The following is an 18,551-nucleotide window of genomic DNA, read 5'->3' on the forward strand; positions in this document are numbered from 1 at the left end:
GGATAAGGTGTTCGTGCTCGCCTGCAGCCCAATGAAACCAGGCGCTACAGAGGTTTGGTTAAAAAACATACAGACTGTGTGGCTGAGGTGTTCCTCGGTAAGCCGTTGTTGTAAGGGCTATTTCCGGACCGATAAAAAAACGACCTACCCATAAACGCTTTTTGGGCGCTGTGGATAAGTCGTTCAGTGATTACATCGTCACCGTCTGTTTATGAGCCAGGGCAGGTACGCGTGCGGTTCACTGCCATTCTTTCGGCCAGTCGCGGAAACCTCTGCCAGCTGCTTGCTCCGTCCAGGGCGCCCATAGTGTCGGCGCACCGCCTGGGTACCAGTCTATTTGTGAAGTGTGAGTATTGAGGCAGATGTAAGAGGCACCAGCATGCATCACCTTATCCCCCTTCACGTAGTCGGTAGCTGTTTTCCATTCAGGCAATGCGGCGCTGGTCGAGGCCTGCACAACGTTGCTTGGGCCGGATAGTGCATCCTCAGTGTCGTACGCGCCGACGATAAACTGATACACCGTGCCAGGGGTCAAACCTTCAAGGGTGCACGCGAGTATTTCTGGTCCGACAGGCACCCTGGCCGCGCCAATTCTATATACAGAGTAAAATTTGATGCCTGGAACACTGGCAGACTTGTCCCAGGCCAACGAAACACTGGTAGTCGTTGCCCCTGTCTGACGCAAGTTGCCGGGTGGCGTAGGTCGATCAGGTGATGCCTCGGTTTTTGTGGTTTCGAGGATTTCTTCAGACAGTTCGGAGCTGATCCCTTGGCTGTCAGTGGCTATGATCTGATAACCATAAAGGTTGCTGTGCGAAAGACCCCCGTCGGTGAAGGGAGGGGTTGCGTCGCTACCCAACGAGAGCTTATCCCGGAAGAGCTCATACTTGAATGGACCGCTGGCATCCGTCGAAACACTCCAGTCCAGCGTTATCGACGTGGTGGTCCGCCCGGTTGACCTGAAGTCGACAGGCAATGAAGGTCTATAGGGTTCCGAATGGGTTTTGACTTCCACCTCGTTGCTGATCTCCGACCACTGACCCTGTATATCTTTTGCAACAACGAAGTAGGTATACGTTCTGTCCGCTATGAGGTTCTCATCGGTATAGACGCGCGGTTGGTCAGCAGGGACTTTCATAAAAGGCCAGCGATCCCGGGCAATTTGATACTCGAGGAGTCCAGCTTCGCTGCTGGACTGTGTCCATTCCAGCGATACACTTGTATCGGTGACGCCTGTCCGGCTCAAGAACGGTGGTGTCGGTTTCGCCCCGCCGCCGTTTCCTGCCTGGGTACTCACGCTGATCGCTGGAGAGAATGCCGAGGTGTTGTTCATGACATCGATGGCACGTACCTGATAACTGTAAGTGGTACCGGGCTGAAGGCCAGTCTCTTCATACGAAGGACTGTCCGCAAATAGCGATACGCTGTTGTCGCGGCGCAGCTCATAGCGCAGTACCGGGTTCTGGCCTACCGACAGCGACCAGACGAGCTTCACCGAATCCGGGGTTTGTCCGGTTGACCTGAGGTCAGTGGGCACTGAAGGCGTCTCAGGTACGGGCGTTTCGCCGCCGGTGAGATAACCGTAGCGTTTGGCAAACTCCCAGTCATAGGCGTCGCCAACCTTGGGCTTGCCATTGTCCCAGTTGACCGACCAGGTCATCAGGCCGCGAATCGGGTTGCCTTCGTCCCGCAGTCTGTCCAAGGCGTATGTCACGTCGGCCGGATTGATCACATACCCTGTTGCGGCGGCGTCATTATTGGTGGGCAAGCCGATCGCAAGCCTGTTTGCCGGGATTTTGGTAAAGCCACGCGTGCCGTGGATCAAGCTGTCGGTCAGGTAATAGAGAAATTCCTTCTTGTGGGCATCATCGTTTTGCGCCACCCACAGACTGGCCTCATCGACCCATATACCGTCGGCCCCCTGGTTATAGTATTGAGGCGCGATAAAGTCATAGAGGTCCTCAAGCGCTTCGATATACGCGAGGTACGCGCCGCCACTTTTGAAGGACGTCAGAAAGGCGACGAATTCTTTCAGAAACGGAAACTGGGTGGTGATTTCCTTCAACAGCGGTGTATCGCGGGTAGCCGATCGCAGGTAGGGAAATTCCGGGGCCATGCTGATAATGAAGTGCTGGCCTTCGGTCTCGTAATGTTCGCGGACCATTCTCAGTGCGGCGGGTAATACGGTGCGGTTATCGGCAAAAGTGATGGCAGCCTGTTCGAGATCAATGTCCAGCCCGTCAAAGCCATAGACTTCGACCAGCCGAATAATCTCGTACGCCAGCGCTTCTTCCTGACCGGCATGCAGCTCAATATGTGCATCGGCCCCGCCCAGCGAGATCAGCACCGCACGGCCTTGGGCATTGAGTTCTGCCACTTGCGCACGGAACTGTTCATCACTCATGTTATAAGGCTTGAAGGTCGGTATGCCGGCGCCTTTCATGAAGGCCACTGCGATGACGTTATAGGCTTTGTCGATCTCGGTCAGCGCCATTTCCTCGAACATACCTTGCTGGTAACCCTGACCTGATTCGGAGGGCCAGTTATGCCAGAAACCCATGAGGATATTTTTCCCTGATATATCCGTCATGGTCGATGCGGCGTCGACCTTCTTGTTTTTATATTGATTGATGATTTTTGGGTTGAGCATGATTCGTGTCTCCGTCCGTTGGATTGACTTCAACGAGAGTTGATCACGAAAGTTTTTTTCACGTAACTGTCAGAAATGACGGTATCGGCGGGAGGGCTTTTGTGTCGGCGTGGCTCGGGCTGACTCGCTTCGTGCGTGAAGTGAGTCAGCCCTGAAGTATCGCGTTGGCGGGGTAAACGCTACTCGTGATTGACCGCTACGCCTTTCAAATACGGTGCAGGCTCTGCGCCGAGGTTTTCGAGCATGCGCGAGCTGTACCAGTCGACGAAGTTGACCACACCGAACTCATAGGTTTTCGAGTAAGGGCCGGGTTGATAGGCGCTGGAGTTGATGCCGCGCTGGTTTTCCTCGGCCAGACGACGGTCCTGATCATTGGTAGCGTCCCAGACCTGGCGCATACGCTCGACGTCGTAATCCACGCCTTCGACCGCATCCTTGTGGACAATCCATTTGGTGGAGACCATGGTTTCCTGTGCGCTGATCGGCCACACCGTGAAGACGATGATGTGATCGCCCATGCAGTGGTTCCAGGAATGCGGCAAATGCAGAATGCGCATGGAGCCCAGGTCAGGGTTCTGGATGCGGCCCATCAGTTTCTTGCAGCCGACCTTGCCGTCCATGGTCATCGACACTGTGCCTTTGAGCAGTGGCATGCGCACGATACGGTTGCGCAGGCCGAAGCTGGCGTGGGCGTAGGGAATTTTCTCTGCGTCCCAGGCAGCGGCGGACGCGGCCACATGATCCTTGAAGGTCTGATCGGCGCGGGGATCGGTGACGTCGTCCCATTCCAGCAGCGTCTTGAGCAATTCCGGGTGCGAGCCACTGCAGTGGTAGCACTCGCGGTTGTTTTCCAGCACCAGCTTCCAGTTGGCCTTTTCCATCAAGGTGGTTTGCACCGCCACCTTGGTGTTTTCCATGTCATAGGGTTCCATGTAATGGCGCAGCGTCGACAGGAACTCGTCGATGGCAGGCGGGTTCTCTGCCAGGCTGATGAAAATGTAGCCGCCCGCGGTCTTGACGTGGACCGGCTTGAGGCCAAACTGCTTCATGTCGAAGTCGTCGCCCATTTCAGTGCCCGCATACAGCAGGCGACCGTCCAGCTCATACGTCCACTGGTGATAGTGGCAAACCAGCTTGGCGACTTTGCCTTTTTCGGCCGTGCACAGGCGCGAGCCGCGATGGCGGCATACGTTGTGGAACGCGTTGACGGCGCCGTCCGGGCCGCGCACGACCAGGATCGGGTTCTTGCCGATCTGCAGCGTCAGGTAATTGCCCTTGGTCGGGATTTCGCACGTCATCCCGGCAATCAGCCACTCTTTGTGAAAGATTTCCTGCATGTCGATTTCAAACAGTCGCTCATCACTGTAGAAGGGCTGCGGCAGCGAGTACGTGCGCTCGCGATTCTGCAGCATCTCGGCAGTGGCCTTGCGTGCAGGTTCCAGCGGATCGCCCAGGCTCAAGGTTGCGGTGACGTCCATCGATTGAATCCCTCATGACCGCGGCATGGGCGGCCTGCGAATGTGGCTGATACGGGTGTGATCGCGTTTCAAGCATGAGGATAGATCAGTCGATCATGCTTATGACCCTTGGTGGCGAGTGTGGAGCCGGGCGCGCAGTGAACCTTATCCATGGGCGACATGGCCGCATCCGTTCCCGACGCGACAGGCCTTGTTGGACGGGGCTGGTCGCGGTAAGTACGTGAATGTCGTTGATAGATAAATGGCCGCCTCGGGCGTTACGCAGAATCCGCAGCATGAGAGGCCGACAGTCGGCCGTGGAGATCGAGTATGTCCCAAAGTTTCCTGAGCCCGGTCACGACCCAGACATGGGCCAACGGGCGTCACCTGGTACGTGTCGTCAAAGTCATCCAGGAAACCTGGGACGTGCGCACGTTCTGCTTCATGGCCGACCAGCCGATCATGTTCTTCTTCAAGCCGGGCCAGTTCGTGACCCTGGAGCTGGAGATCGACGGCCTGCCGATCATGCGCTCCTACACCATCTCCAGTTCGCCATCGGTGCCGTACAGTTTTTCGATCACCGTCAAACGCGTGCCGGGCGGCAGGGTTTCCAATTACCTGCATGACACGCTGATTGAAGGGCAGGAACTGGCGGTACACGGGCCGGTCGGGCTGTTCAACGCCATCGATTTCCCGAACCCGAAGATTCTCTACCTCAGCGGCGGTGTCGGTATCACGCCGGTGATGTCCATGGCGCGCTGGTTCTACGACACCAACGCCAATGTCGACATGGTTTTCGTACACAGCGCGCGTTCACCGAAAGACATCATCTACCACCGCGAGCTGGAGCACATGGCCTCGCGGATCGACAATTTCAGTTTGCACCTGGTCTGTGAAAAACACGGGCTGGGCGAGCCATGGGCCGGTTATCGCGGCTACCTGAACCAGAAAATGCTCGAGCTGATGGCGCCGGACTTCATGGACCGCGAGGTGTTCTGCTGCGGGCCGACGCCGTACATGACTGCGGTCAAGCGACTGCTGCAGGAAAACGGCTTCAACATGGCGCAGTACCATGAAGAATCGTTTGGTGCGACACCGCCCGAGGCCCGCGCCGACGCCGTCGAGCAGGCCGAAATCGCTGCCGACGCGCCGGATGTCGACGCTGCTGACCTGCATCAGGTGGAGTTCACCGATACCGGCAAGAGCATTCGCGTGGGACCGGGCGAAACCGTGCATGCCGCCGCCGCGAAACTCGGCCTGATGATCCCCAAAGCCTGCGGCATGGGCATCTGCGGGACCTGCAAGGTCATGAAGCTGAGCGGTGAAGTCGAGATGGAGCACAACGGCGGCATTACCGACGAGGATGTTGCAGAGGGGTACATCCTGTCCTGCTGCAGCGTGCCGAAGGGCGATGTGCGGATTGAATATTGAGCACGCCTGAAACCCTGTGACGCAGAGCGTCACGAACGGCATACCCACGCGGAGCATGGATACGATAGTCAGAGCCTTATCGTTCCTCACGCTCCAGCATGGGAATGCATTGCGTGACGCTCTGCGTCACGGAACTGCGGATTGCGGTGTATCGCGCATGCTGAATGGCTCTGATGCATTTCTGTATCATAAAGACGATTTACACGGAGGTCTCCCGGCAGTAATCATCTCTTGGCGCTGCGAGCTGAATGCCTATAACCCCCACAGGACGTGTGATAGGCCTGAACCCTATTTTTACAGGACGCATTATGGATACCTTGAATCCAAAAGCAGATTCATCCGTCAGTCATGAAATAGCTGATCTGGATGCACGCATGAGCGCCAAGGAGTCATTTGCTACACGCATTGGTCTTTTGCCGTTCGCAACCGGAGCTATTGCAGCGCTTATCTCATTGGTTGCAATGCAGGTCATTACTCACCTGTAAGTTGTATCAAGTGCGCTGAATCCCCGTTCATTTGCGGTGGTGGAAGTGCACATTGATCTTTCGGCAACCAGACAATCATGCTCTGGACTAAAACCCCTCGCTCAAAATGTTGCCGTGCATTTGGTGCAACGCGCTCAGAGCGGCATCCTTCTTTGAAGCATAAGCGCTGCGTTTATTGACCTGGTCCACTGTGAATCTGCTTATAAGCCGCCAGCGCGGGCAGCAGTTGCTGGTCGATGGCCTGGCGCACGGCGGGGAGGAGGGTGGCGCTGCCGGTCAGGAGTTGTTCTACCAGGCGTCGCAAGGCGGTCGCGCGTTCGGCGTTGAGGCCGCAGACGGCGTTTGCGCAGGCTTGTTCAGCGGTGGCGCCGCCGGGTGCTTCGAAGCCCAGGGCTCTGAGCTGGCCGAGCAGGTCTTCCTGGTCAATCAAATCCGCGTGCATCATGACGTCTGTTCCTTTGATCGGGCTTGTTCCGATTCTGGAAGGACAACCGTCCGCGGGCAACCCCTGCCTGTCGAGAGTGGCAGGATTGGCTACAAGTGGGTCGTTTTCAGTTCATGCAGTCATTCGGTTTGCAGGTTGTCTATGGTTCTGTCGACCATGACCTTGGCCATTTCCACCAGGTGCATGATCGACAGCGTCATGTCGCGCTGGGTGCCGGTCATGCTGTCGCTGAATTCACAGGCGCTGGTGGCAGCGCAGCGCAGCAGGTCGCTGGCATGCATGAGGGCGTCTTCATGGCTGACGTTGGGGTTGGCGGTGAAGAGGGGCGGATCGGGGACGATTTTCAGCATGTGATGTATCTCCTGGAGTTTTAGAAGACCATCACCGTCGGCTACTAATCGAGGGTGGTGATCATGCGCAGGTAGTAGCCCGGTCCAGGAACCCCGGTGCATCCAAAGATGCCCCACGCACGACCACCATAAAAGCGCAGGCCGTGAAAGGGCACCTGCACAAGGTGGCGCAATGCGCCTGGATAACGAGGGCTACTAATCCTCACCGCTGAATATGCAGCGACGGGCGCAGAGTAGAGATCGAAACAGGCAGGCACAAGGGGCCGGGAGTTTCTCGGAAATTTCCTTCAAGTGAAAGAGACGAGTCCCGCAAATTCGTTACAAATTCTTGTTCATTGCTCAGGTTTGCTAAACTGCGCAGCTTGCCAGGAGCTGCCATGAATTACCGTCACGCCTACCATGCCGGCAACCACGCCGACGTCTTCAAACACCTGACCCTGACTCGCCTGATCGCCCTCATGGCGCGCAAGGAGCAGCCGTTCGCCTACCTTGACACCCACGCCGGGCTCGGCCTGTACGACCTCAAAGGCGATCAGGCCACACGCACCGGAGAATGGCTGGAAGGTATCGGCCGTCTGTGGAACGCCACGGATCTGCCAGCGCTGGCGTCCGACTATCTGCAAGTGCTGCACGACATGAACCCGGATGGCGAGCTGCGCTACTACCCCGGTTCGCCGGAACTGGCTCGCCGCCTGACCCGTGAGCGCGAGCGGGTGCTGCTCAACGAGAAGCACCCCGAAGACGGGCGTCTGCTCAAGGAGAACATGAAGGGCGACCGCCGCGTGGCGGTGCATCTTGGGGAAGGCTGGCATGTCCCGCGCGCCTTGCTGCCTGTGGCGGAAAAGCGTGCTGTCATGCTCATCGACCCGCCATTCGAGCAACTCGATGAAATGAAGCGTTGCGCGGTTGCGCTCAAGGAAACCATCGGGCGCATGCGTCAGACAGTGGCGGCGATCTGGTACCCGATCAAGGATACCCGCCTGCTGCGCCGCTTCTATCAGGACCTGGCGGAAACTGGCGCGCCCAAGCTGTTGCGCGTTGAATTGTTCGTCCACCCGCTGGACACACCGGCCAGCCTCAACGGTTCAGGCCTGGCTATCGCCAATCCGCCATGGGGTCTGGAAGAAGAACTGCGCGAACTGATGCCATACCTCGCCCAGAAACTGGGCCAGACCCAGGGCGGCTGGAAGATGGACTGGTTGATTGCCGAGTAGGCGTGTTCATAGCCAGGCCGAGTTGCGCTGCCTAGCGGACGCAGAGCGTCCAGAGCTGCATTCCCACGCGGAGCTCAGCGTTATACATAAGCCCGCTTTTGATTCTGACCGTAGGTCGCAGGAGCGAACTTGTTCGCGAAAGGGCCAGTATATTCGGCGAAAATGCGTCACCTGAACTACTATCTTCGCGAACAAGTTCGCTCCTACGCCCTGCGGGCAGAAGCCTGAAAAACGCTGTTTTCGGGCCGCCAGGCGCGAATCAAGCCGGCATGCACACACCCGTGCCGCCCAGCCCGCAGTAGCCCTGTGGGTTCTTGGCCAGGTATTGCTGGTGGTAGGCTTCGGCAAAGTAAACCGTCGGGGCCTGCTCGATTTCGGTGGTGATGGTGCCCTTACCGGCCTTGTTCAGTTCCGCCTGGAACGTTTCGGCACTGGCTTTGGCGGCGTCGAGCTGCTCGGGAGTGGTGCAGTAGATCACCGAGCGATACTGCGTGCCGATGTCATTGCCCTGACGCATGCCTTGAGTCGGGTTGTGCACTTCCCAGAACACCTTCAGCAGATTCTCGTAGCTGATTTTTGCTGGCTCGTAGACCACCAGCACCACTTCGGTGTGGCCGGTCAGCCCGGAGCAGACTTCTTCGTAGGTCGGGTTCGGGGTAAATCCGCCTGCGTAGCCGGCGACAGTGCTCACCACACCGTCCTGTTGCCACAGACGACGTTCTGCGCCCCAGAAGCAACCCATGCCGAAGATGGCGAATTCGACATTGCTCGAAAACGGTCCCAACAGCGGATTGCCGTTGACGAAGTGAGTTTCCGGAAGCGCCATAGGTATTTCACGACCCGGCAGTGCTTGTTCGGCAGTAGGCAGTACGTTTTTATTCACTAGAATTTCCGAGCGCAAAGTCATGAACCATATCCTCTCGTGTGCAGACAGGCAGCGGGTGGCAGGACGGATGATCAATACACATACATAGGTCCCGTTACACGCAGAACAAGTGCTGCCGTGTAATAACAGACTTACAGTGTGCCCGAGAGAGCGGGGTGCAGGGAAGGTTGTCAGGCGGACGAGCGACGAGGGTAACGCTTCAGTTTCTCGATCAACTCTTCGCCGGGGATAGGTCTGTCGAACAGATAGCCCTGGCCGACATCGCAGCGATGGCGCCGCAGGAAGGCCAGCTGTGCCGCGGTTTCAATGCCTTCTGCGACCACTTTGAGCTTGAGGTTGTGGGCCATGGCGATGACCGCAGAGGTGATTTCCATGTCGTCTTCATCATCCGGAATATCGCGGATGAAACTGCGATCGATCTTGATCACATCGATGGGGAATTTCTTCAGGTAACTGAATGACGAGTAACCGGTGCCGAAGTCGTCCATGGCCAGTGACAGGCCGAGCTTCTTCAACGAGTCGAGTTGCTGGCGGGTGTCTTCTGTCGCTTCCAGCAGCAGGCCTTCGGTCAGCTCCAGTTCCAGCAGCGAAGGGTCAAGCTCTTCTTCTTTGAGGATGGCGGCAATCGACGACACCAGTTCCGGGTCGGAGAACTGCTTGGGCGATACATTGATGGCTACTTGCAGGTTGCCGAACCCAGCGGCGGTCAGGTCCTTGCTCATGCGACAGGACTGACGCGCGACCCATTTACCGATGGGGATAATCAGGCCGGTCTCTTCGGCCACGCTGATGAACTGGTCCGGTCGGATCATGCCTTTTTCAGGATGATTCCAGCGCAACAGCGCCTCCATGCCCAGCAGACGACCCGTCAACAGGCACAGCTTGGGCTGATAGAACACCTCCAGCTCGTTCTGGGTCAGGGCGCGGCGCAGGTTATTTTCCACGAACAGCTTGTAGCTGGCCTCGGCATTCAAGGCTTCGGTGAACACCTGAACCTGATGTTTGCCGTTGGCTTTGGCCTTGTGCAGGGCCAGACCGGCGTTTTTCATCAGGGTCTGCGGATCACGACCATGCAGCGGCGCGCAGGCGAGACCCACCGAACCGGTGACGCTGATCAACTGATTGTCGACGAACATCGGCTTGTCCAGCGTGGCCAGCACCTGAGTGGCGGTGGCCTGTCCGGCTTCCTGATCGGTGTTGTCGATCAGCACGGCAAATTCGTTACTGGCAAAGCGCGCCAGTACGTCGGACGGGCTCAACGTATTGCGCAGGCGCCGCGCCAGACTGATCAGCAGTTTGTCACCGGTCTGGTGGCCGAGGCTGTCGTTGATGCGCTTGAAATTATCGATGTCGACCAGCAACAGGCTCATCGGCGTATCGGTGTCGCGGGCGAAGCGTTCGTCCAGATTGCGGATAAAGGCCGGACGGTTGCCCAGGTTGGTCAGGTTGTCGGTGTACGCCAGGCGCTCGATGCGCTGCTGGGCCAGCTTGCTCTGGGTGATGTCTTCATAGATGCCGATATAGTGCGTCAGCTCACGATTATCGCCATACACCTTGGAAATCGACAGCTGGCCCCAGTAGGGTTCGAGGTTCTTGCGCCGGCTTTTGAACTCGCCCTGCCAGCTGTTGCTGTTGGTCAGGCTGGAGTTGGCTTCCAGCAGCAACTGGTTGAGGTTTTCCAGCGCGGGCAATTCCGACAGCTTGTGCCCGGAGACTTCCTCCGAGCTGTACTGGGTGATCGCCGTGAAACTCGGGTTTACGTATTCGACCACGCCGTTGCAGTTGACCAGCAGAAAGGCGTTGGCGCTTTGTTCGACCGCGCGCTGGAACAGGTGCAGTGCGTTGGTCGCAGCGCGTCGGTTATGGTTGTTGATGACCTGGGCAAACTGGTCGGCCAGCTCGCCAGCGAAGGCGATCTCGTCGGACTGCCATTCGCGCGTCGAGCCGGACTCTTCCAGACACAGCACGCCGATCACCTGCCCATCGATACGAATACTGGCATCGAGCACCGCCCTGGTTTCTCCCGGGTTCAGGCTTTTGGCCATTTCGCAGGTGCGCGGGTCAGTCTGGATATTGCTGGCGTCGATCGCCCGGCTGGTATTCAGCGCTTGCAGATAGGTGGGGTAGGGGCTGATATCCACCGGCGTGCGAGACTGGTAGTCGCCGGTTTCACGGCTGTAGTCGGTGATCGGCTCCAGGCGCTTGTCGTTGAGGTTCCAGATACTGACATGGTCGACATCGTAGATATCACAGGCGCTTTTGGTGATCAGCTCTGCCGCTTCGAGCAAGGTATTGGCTGTGGTGTAGCGATGTCGGGTCAGGCGCAGGATCAGATCCTGCTGGGCGCGCACACGCTCCAGATGGGCAAACTGGTCGCGCTGGGCGCGCTGATTGAGTTCCAGGGCTATCTGCAGGCGCAGGTTGCGGGTTTCCAGATCGGAGTCCGTGACCGGTTCGCCAGTCGTGACAAGGCCTTCGACGATCAGGAAATAACCACGTAACAGATGGCGGTTGTGCTGTTTGTAGGCTTCGCCGATTTCCAACAGGCCAAGGGGGCCCTTGGGGCTGTGAAGCGTGTAGCGGATCAGGTAATTCGTGGAAGAGGCCAGTTGCAGCTGGATGTCATCGTGCAGTTGATAACGTGCTTCCGGCTCCATGAGGCTGGCATAAGGGGATCCAATCAAGGCGCAAAGGTCAACAGCTGCCAGTCCGAGCTGCCTTTCGCAATTCGGATCGAGAAACAATAGCGCCCAATTGGCTTCATTCAGCCGCTCGAAACGCAGCATGCCCAGGCGCGAAGGCACTGGCAATTGCGTCACTACCTCGGCTGCGGATCTACCGGCAGCATCGGTTTGGCTTTTCATGAACAAACTCGCTTCCGAAATACTAGTCGCGACGGGGATAAAACCCACTTTCGCGTATGGCAAGGTTGCATCATGCGGCCCGTGCTTACAAGAGACCACAGTGGCTTAGTGCTATAAAAGTGTCGGCCGCTTGTTCAGGTTCTTCAATGTATCTGGTCGGATACTCATATTCGTTGAATTTTCGGGCAAAACCCCTGTTTTCCAGGGGAATTCGCTTTGCAGATTTGCTCCAGTCACGTGCCGTTGTCAATCAGGCTTTGGCTATCCTGGGTTCCTTCGCTGGCAATTGCAGGAAAATACCTGCTGCAAACATCGCCAGCACCCCGACACTCAGGAAGGTCAGCTGGAATGCCCCCAACATGCTGCTGACCTCGCCGGTGGCAACTTCTTCGCTGAAACCACCCAGCAAGGCTGCTGCGCTTGCCACGCCAAGACTCAGCGACAGCTGCGCCACCACCGAAAGCAGGCTGTTGCCACTCGCTGCACTGGCATCGTCCAGATCGATCAGCGTGACCGTATTCATGGCCGTGAACTGCAAGGAGTTGACGGCGCCGAGCAGCCCCAGATGCACCAGCAGCACCCAGTATGGGGTTTGCACATCCACCAGCGCCAGGCTGGCCAGGAGGATGCCCAGCAGCAGTGTGTTGCCGGTCAGAATCATGCGATAGCCCAGTCGCTCGATCAGCCAGCGGGCGACGGTCTTGGCGAACATACCCGCGGCCGCCAGCGGCAACATGCTCATACCCGCCTGAGACGGCGAATACCCTAGCGCCACTTGCAGCAGCAATGGCACCAGAAACGGCAGGGCACCGCTGCCCAGGCGGGCGAACAGGTTGCCCATGATGCCGACCGCAAACGTTCGGGTACGGAACAGTGAAGGGGCAAACAACGGCGATTCGATGTGCCCGGCACGCAGCCAATACGCTGCCAGACAGCCCATCCCGGCAAACAGCAGCAGCACCACGCGCATGTGCGGCAGGTGCAGCTCGCCCAGGCCCTCCAGGGCAATGGTGATCAGTATCATCGCCGCGCCAAACAGGATGAAACCGACGCCGTCAAACCGCGTTCGACCGCCTCCCGGAAGATCAGGGATGAAGTGTTTGACGGCATAGCAACCGAGGATGCCGACCGGAATGTTGATCAGGAAAATCCAGTGCCAGCTCAGATACTCGACCATCCAGCCGCCAAGCGTCGGGCCCAGCAATGGGCCCAAAAGGCCCGGCACGGTGATAAAACCCATGATCCGCACCAGCTCCGATCGCGGATAGGCGCGCAAGACGATCAGGCGCCCGATGGGCAGCATCAGCGCGCCCCCCAGCCCCTGAATCACCCGGGCGGCCACCAGCACGTTCAGTGACCAGGACAGCGCGCACAGCAATGATCCGAAGCTGAACAGCAGGATGGCGCTGAAGAAGATGCGCTTGATCCCGAACCGGTCGGCGATCCAGCCCGAAGCCGGGATCAGCAGCGCAATGGTCAGCATGTAGGCGATGACCACCGACTGCATGCGCAATGGGTCTTCTGCCAGTGAGCGGGCCATGGACGGCAAGGCGGTGTTGAGAATCGTGCCGTCCAGGCTTTGCATGAAAAATGCGATGGCGATGACCCAGGGCATCCAGCGCAGGGTCTTTTCGTCCATGATCGGCGCTGCTGAGTTCTGCATAGGCTCCTGCTATAGCGTGAGGGTGAGTCGGCTGATCAATGCGCCAGGCAACTGGATTGAACCGGTCTGGCGCTGACTGTAGGTGCTCGATTGGAGAATCAGTTCCCTTTCTTTGGTCAAGTCCTCCAGTGCGCTGCCCAGCAGGCTGTAGGCGCTGTCATCGAAGCGCATGGTGCTCACCGGCGCGACGATCTTGCCCTCTTCGACCCAGAACGTTGCGAAGCGTGTCATTCCGGTGAGGCGCGCAGCGGCGCGGTCGGAGAAGTTCAGGTACCAGAGGTTACTGATGTAAAGCCCGGTGCCGAGCCTTGCGAGGATCTGATCCAGCTCCAGCGAACCGCCGGCAATGCTCAACGCGCTTGGGCCTTCGCCATAATCCGCGCCGTTGGCAGGCAGGTCGTATTCGGCAGCGCTGCTCGAATCCACCAGTCGATCGCGGGCTTGCCCGTCGACGATCAGTTTCAGGTCCTTGCGCGGGTAGCCTTCGCGTGAAAACGCGGGTGAAAGCGAACCGCTGACTTTTTCGTCGAAGTTGACCAACGGGCTGAAAGGCGTCTCGCCGTCATACAGCCTTTGCAACGGGCTGCGTTTACTGGCCAGTGACTGCGCGGAAAATCCGCCCCAGGTAAGCATGCCGATGACTTCGTCCAGAGCCGCGGGCGCCAGGTACGCGCGGTATTGTCCGGGCTTGAGCGCATGCAGCGGGCGGCCGAGAAATTCCAGCTGTTCGCGGGCCTGCTGAAAACGCTGCGCGAAGGCTTCGTCGCTCCAGTCGTGACCCGCGTAGTTGGCTTTCACTGCCTGGCCGTTTTCGTGAAACAGGCTCCAGTCGAAATTGAAGCTGTTGGCCTGGTGCCAGCCCAGCGCGCCCCAGGAACTGGCGAAGCCCCGGTAAAGCGGGCCTGCCGCATAGAAACCTACTAGGTCCAGATCACCTGCCAGTTCGCTGATCTGCTCGACGACCCTTGCGCTGTCCGGCAGCGGCAAGTCTTGAACGTTACTGCTTTGCCAGGCGTTCGTGTTCGGTAACAGATAGGGATCCTTGGCCAGCGACGGCAGTGTTTCGCGCAGTTGTTGCAGGGCGTCGACAAGGCGCTGCTGGTCGGTCTCGGCATCGCCGGACAAGGTCAGCTCCAGATTGGCATGCCGGCCGTCATCGATCAGTTTGAACGTCACGATGACCTGCTGGACGCTCCCGGCCTGTCTAACCTGGCCGTGGTTGAAGCGGATGAAGTCAGACGCCTCGGCGTCGTAGGCCAGAGTGAAGTGTTCCTTCGGGCTGATGGCAGCCTTGAGCACGGCGACCAGCGCCTCGAACTGCTGTTGGTGCGACATCAGGCATCTCCTCCAAACACATCGACATTGGCAAACACACACGCCGGAGAGGCATGACCTACGCGGATCACCTGATTGGGTTCGCCCTTGCCGCAGTTCGGCGTGCCCAGCACTTTGAACGTGCTGGCATCACCCACTGCGCTGAGGTTTTTCCAGAATTGCGCGGAGATCGCCCGGTAATTGGGGTTCTTCACCACGCCCTTGAGCTCGCCGTTTTCGATCAACTGGCCCCATTCGCAGCCGAACTGGAATTTGTTGCGTGCGTCATCGATGGACCAGGAGCGATTGCTCGACATCAGGATGCCGTGCTCGATGTTGCCGATCAGACTGTCCAGCGACTGGTCACCCGGTTCGATGTTCAGGTTGGCCATGCGGTCGATGGGGGCACGGTTCCAGCTGGAGGCGCGGCTGTTGGCGACGCCCGCCAGGCCGCTGCGGTATTGCGACAGGGCACCGCCGAGCGGGCGCTTCAGCAGGCCGTCACGAATCAGGAACTGCTTGCTGGCTGACGTGCCATCGTCATCATGCGCGTAGCTGGCCAGTTGCTCGGGAATCTCCGGGTCGAAGGTCACGTTCAGCAGGCTGGAACCGTATTGCAGGGTGCCGAAGTCAGTCGTTTTGACGAAACTGGTGCCTGCGTAATTGCGCTCGTCACCGAGAATCCGGTCCAGCTCCAGGGGATGGCCGATGGACTCGTGAATCTGCAGGACCATCTGATCGGGCATCAGCAGCAGGTCGCGTGGGCCTGATGGCGTATTGGGGGCGAGGATCAGCTGCAAGGCTTCGTCGGCGACGTTGGCGGCAGACCCGATCAGGCCACAACTGCTCAGCACTTCGATGCCACCCTGCTGGCCGAAGTTATGCCCGCCGAGGGTGCGCGTCTGGCTGTCGCGACCGTCGTAGGCCGTCACGCTCATGCCGGGAAACACAAAGCGCTGCGCCTGACGCAATTGCGCGCCCGCGCTGTTGAGGTAGATCTGCTCGACGGTTTCCAGGTCCAGTATGGCCTGCCAGTTGACCAGGCGTTCGTCTGCCGGGACCGCGCTGGACTCGGCCATCAGCAGGCCGATGCAATCGCTAAGTGGCGGGAAGGCTCGATCCATGTTTGGCGACAGGTAGTCAGCCTTGGCGCTCGAGACAGCTTGATCACTCAGGTCCAGCAGCGCATGCGGTGCCAGACGGCGGGCCAGCGTTTCGGCCTGCTGCAAGGCAGCCTGCAAACCCTTCAGGGAGATGTCGTTGGTAGCGGCGTAGGCTTCAACGCCATTCAGGCGCACGGTCAGCATGGCGCCCTCGTCGCTGATCAGTGACGGCGGCTCGGCCACATTCTTGCGCACGCACAGGCGTTGGCCGGTGCGGTGCACGTAACGTACGGAAAAGAATTGCGCTTCACTCTGCAGGGCAGCGAAATGCTGCTTGAGCCGGGCGGAGAAATCGAACATGCAGACAAGCTCCTTCTTGAGGGCGGTCGGTAAGGTCCGGACGGCCTTGTGGGCCGTTTGCCGTTGAGAAGGAGATTAACCCGTCGCTCGTCGGGCTGCACCTGCAAGCTTGATTTAGACGCTTCAGCCTTGCATCACCAGCCTGATATCGGCGGCCAGTTCACGCACGCGCTCTTCTTCGGTGTCCCACGAGCACATGAAACGTGCGCCGCCGTTGCCGATGAAGGTGTAGAAACGCCAGCCTCGCGCGGTCAATGCAGCAATGGCCGGCTCCGACAGTTGCAGGAACACGCCATTGGCCTGTACCGGGAACATCAGCTCCACGCCAGGAATGTCCTTGACCAGTTCGGCGAGCAGTTGCGCGCAGCGGTTGGCGTGACGGGCGTGTTTGAGCCAGGCGTCGTTTTCCAGCAGGCCGACCCACGGTGCAGACAGGAAGCGCATTTTCGACGCCAGTTGCCCGGCCTGCTTGCAGCGATAATCGAAGTCTTCAGCCAGATCATGGTCGAAAAACAGAATGGCTTCGCCCACTGCCATACCGTTTTTGGTGCCGCCGAAGCACAACACGTCAACGCCGGACTTCCAGGTCAGTTCAGCCGGGGACGCCTCCAGAAAGGCGCAGGCATTGGAGAAACGCGCGCCGTCCATGTGCAGATGCAGGCCGAGTTCCTTGCAGGTCGCGCTGATTGCCTTGAGTTCTTCCGGCTGATAAACGCCGCCCACCTCGGTGGCCTGGGTGAGGGTCACGACGCGCGGCTTGGGGTAGTGAATGTCCTGACGCTTGAGCGCCACTTCACGAATCGATTCCGGGGTCAGCTTGCCGCCTGCGCTGCGGGCTGTCAGCAGTTTGGAGCCGTTGGAGAAAAACTCCGGCGCACCGCATTCATCGGTTTCGACGTGAGCCGTTTCCGAACAGATAACACTGTGGTAACTCTGGCACAGCGATGACAGCGCCAGCGAGTTGGCCGCCGTGCCGTTGAAGGCGAAGAATACTTCGCAGTCGGTTTCGAACAGTCGGCGGAAATCATCCGAGGCGCGTGCAGTCCATTGATCGTCACCATAAGCGCGTTGATGGCCCTTGTTCGCCTGTTCCATGGCTGCCCAGGCTTCAGGGCAGATACCGGAATAGTTGTCGCTGGCGAACTGTTGGCTTTGGTCTGTCATGGCCGATTCCTTATGGGCGATTATGGTGCGCACTGTAGCGACAATATAAGGTTCGGTCATGTGTTGGCTGCATGACGCAATTCCCCGTTCAGGAGCACTATGGATCTTTCCAACCCGCCTTTTCTGCCCGGACGCAACAAGGCGCTGGACCTGCTCAAGTGGCTGGCGATGTTGAGTATGGTGCTTGACCACCTTCGCTATGTGGGCTGGTCAGTCGATTTTCTTTACGTGCCGGGGCGTTTTGCCTTTCCCTGGTTCTGCCTGGCAATCGCCGTGAATCTTTCCCGGCGCAGCGCAGCGATTGTGGCCCCGCGCGTGCAATGGCGTTATCTGGGCTGGCTGCTGGTGTTTGCCGGGCTGGCGGAGATCCCATATCGGCTGTTCATGGCTGACGCGGGCGTGCTGAATGTGATGCCGACCCTGCTGCTTGGGCTGGTGATTGCTCAGGGCTGGCAGCAGCGCAATTCGACAACCCGAGTGATGGCCCTTGTCGCATTGCTGCTGACGGCGATCTTCCAGAAATACCTGATGTTTGGCTTTGCCGGTGTGCTGCTGCCGCTGGTCTTTGTGCTGGTGCTGAAAAAAAGGCTTTGGTATGCGGTGTTCCCAGCGGTCTTTTGTCTGGCGGGTAATGCGTGGTCGCAGATGTTTGCCGGTGCGAGCTGGGGCGATCCGATTTCCATTGGTTCGATAGTGGCTTGCGTGTTGGCGCCTGTACTGGGCATCGCGCTGCTGCGGGCAAAGCCCGGGTTCGCAGTGATCCCGATGCGGCGCTGGGCCTATGCGATCTATCCGCTGCACTTTCTGCTGTTGCTGGGCGTGCGGGGGGTGTTGAGCAGGATTTGAACGGGGAGGACGCAGAGCGTCCGGAACGGCATGCCAACGCAGAGCATTGGCACGATAGTTACAAGAGTCTCGTTCCTCACGCTCCGCGTGGGAATGCAGTTCGTGACGCTCTGCGTCACACGGCGGTTTTTCTTTGTTAGGTAGATTGGTGTTCGGCTCCGGTCACCTTTTCGCCCCTCGGCGACTTACTTTGATGGGGCCAAAGTAAGCAAAGCCCGCAGCTCCGTTTCCGGCCCGACTTCGTCGGGTTCCTTCGCCCTGTCACTGATCCGGGGGTCGCCGCAACGCGCCATCCATGGCGCGGTAGATCGGAAGAGCG

Annotated in this window: 14 protein-coding genes; 4 read left to right on the top strand and 10 right to left on the bottom strand. The window is 58.7% G+C overall.

What is annotated here, in order from left to right; genetic code table 11:
- Positions 1-238: 238 nt before the first annotated feature.
- Positions 239-2,650: a fibronectin type III domain-containing protein gene (locus tag P406_RS05065; RefSeq protein WP_046235522.1), complete on the bottom strand. Its 2,412-nt coding sequence runs from the start codon at positions 2,648-2,650 to the stop codon at positions 239-241.
- A 179-nt stretch (positions 2,651-2,829) separates the two neighbouring features.
- Complete coding sequence (gene gbca / locus P406_RS05070) at positions 2,830-4,128, bottom strand: glycine betaine monooxygenase oxygenase subunit (RefSeq protein WP_003393670.1); 1,299 nt, start codon at positions 4,126-4,128, stop codon at positions 2,830-2,832.
- 309 nt (positions 4,129-4,437) lie between these two features.
- Here gbca and gbcB point away from each other — a divergent pair, with 309 nt between their 5' ends.
- Positions 4,438-5,538 carry a glycine betaine monooxygenase reductase subunit gene (gene gbcB / locus P406_RS05075; RefSeq protein WP_046235523.1) on the top strand — a complete coding sequence of 367 codons (1,101 nt, stop codon included), beginning with the start codon at positions 4,438-4,440 and terminating at the stop codon, positions 5,536-5,538.
- Between the two features lie 308 nt (positions 5,539-5,846).
- Entirely contained in the window at positions 5,847-6,023 is a 177-nt protein-coding gene (locus tag P406_RS28615) for a hypothetical protein (RefSeq protein WP_154218250.1), read from the top strand.
- Positions 6,024-6,195: 172 nt separating this feature from the next.
- Here the strand turns inward: P406_RS28615 and P406_RS05080 are convergent, their stop codons facing one another.
- Complete coding sequence (locus P406_RS05080; protein WP_046235524.1) at positions 6,196-6,468, bottom strand: hypothetical protein; 273 nt, start codon at positions 6,466-6,468, stop codon at positions 6,196-6,198.
- 119 nt (positions 6,469-6,587) lie between these two features.
- Positions 6,588-6,818 carry a DUF6124 family protein gene (locus P406_RS05085; protein ID WP_010430134.1) on the bottom strand — a complete coding sequence of 77 codons (231 nt, stop codon included), beginning with the start codon at positions 6,816-6,818 and terminating at the stop codon, positions 6,588-6,590.
- A 377-nt stretch (positions 6,819-7,195) separates the two neighbouring features.
- Between P406_RS05085 and P406_RS05090 the strand changes: the two genes are divergently transcribed.
- Positions 7,196-8,032, top strand: a complete 837-nt coding sequence (locus P406_RS05090; protein WP_003347252.1) for a 23S rRNA (adenine(2030)-N(6))-methyltransferase RlmJ — start codon at positions 7,196-7,198, stop codon at positions 8,030-8,032.
- A gap of 259 nt (positions 8,033-8,291) precedes the next feature.
- Here the strand turns inward: P406_RS05090 and msrA are convergent, their stop codons facing one another.
- The 6 genes from msrA to P406_RS05120 form a co-directional block, all read right to left on the bottom strand.
- On the bottom strand, positions 8,292-8,939 hold the full coding sequence (gene msrA / locus P406_RS05095; protein WP_003411967.1) for a peptide-methionine (S)-S-oxide reductase MsrA: 648 nt from the start codon (positions 8,937-8,939) through the stop codon (positions 8,292-8,294).
- 149 nt (positions 8,940-9,088) lie between these two features.
- Complete coding sequence (locus tag P406_RS05100) at positions 9,089-11,782, bottom strand: sensor domain-containing phosphodiesterase (RefSeq protein ID WP_046235525.1); 2,694 nt, start codon at positions 11,780-11,782, stop codon at positions 9,089-9,091.
- Positions 11,783-12,032: 250 nt separating this feature from the next.
- Positions 12,033-13,445, bottom strand: a complete 1,413-nt coding sequence (mdtD, locus tag P406_RS05105; protein ID WP_003402270.1) for a multidrug transporter subunit MdtD — start codon at positions 13,443-13,445, stop codon at positions 12,033-12,035.
- Between the two features lie 9 nt (positions 13,446-13,454).
- Positions 13,455-14,780, bottom strand: a complete 1,326-nt coding sequence (locus tag P406_RS05110; protein WP_046235526.1) for a TldD/PmbA family protein — start codon at positions 14,778-14,780, stop codon at positions 13,455-13,457.
- Positions 14,780-16,222: a TldD/PmbA family protein gene (locus tag P406_RS05115; protein ID WP_046235527.1), complete on the bottom strand. Its 1,443-nt coding sequence runs from the start codon at positions 16,220-16,222 to the stop codon at positions 14,780-14,782. Before P406_RS05115 ends, P406_RS05110 begins: the two co-directional genes overlap by 1 nt.
- Positions 16,223-16,345: 123 nt before the next feature.
- Positions 16,346-17,386: a threonine aldolase family protein gene (locus tag P406_RS05120; protein ID WP_003316332.1), complete on the bottom strand. Its 1,041-nt coding sequence runs from the start codon at positions 17,384-17,386 to the stop codon at positions 16,346-16,348.
- 99 nt (positions 17,387-17,485) lie between these two features.
- Here P406_RS05120 and P406_RS05125 point away from each other — a divergent pair, with 99 nt between their 5' ends.
- The gene (locus P406_RS05125; RefSeq protein ID WP_046235528.1) at positions 17,486-18,232 is read left to right on the top strand and encodes a TraX family protein; all 747 of its coding nucleotides are present in this window, start codon (positions 17,486-17,488) and stop codon (positions 18,230-18,232) included.
- Positions 18,233-18,551 lie beyond the last annotated feature (319 nt).

The organism is Pseudomonas syringae pv. coryli str. NCPPB 4273 (assembly GCF_000972175.1).
Lineage (GTDB): Bacteria > Pseudomonadota > Gammaproteobacteria > Pseudomonadales > Pseudomonadaceae > Aquipseudomonas > Aquipseudomonas syringae.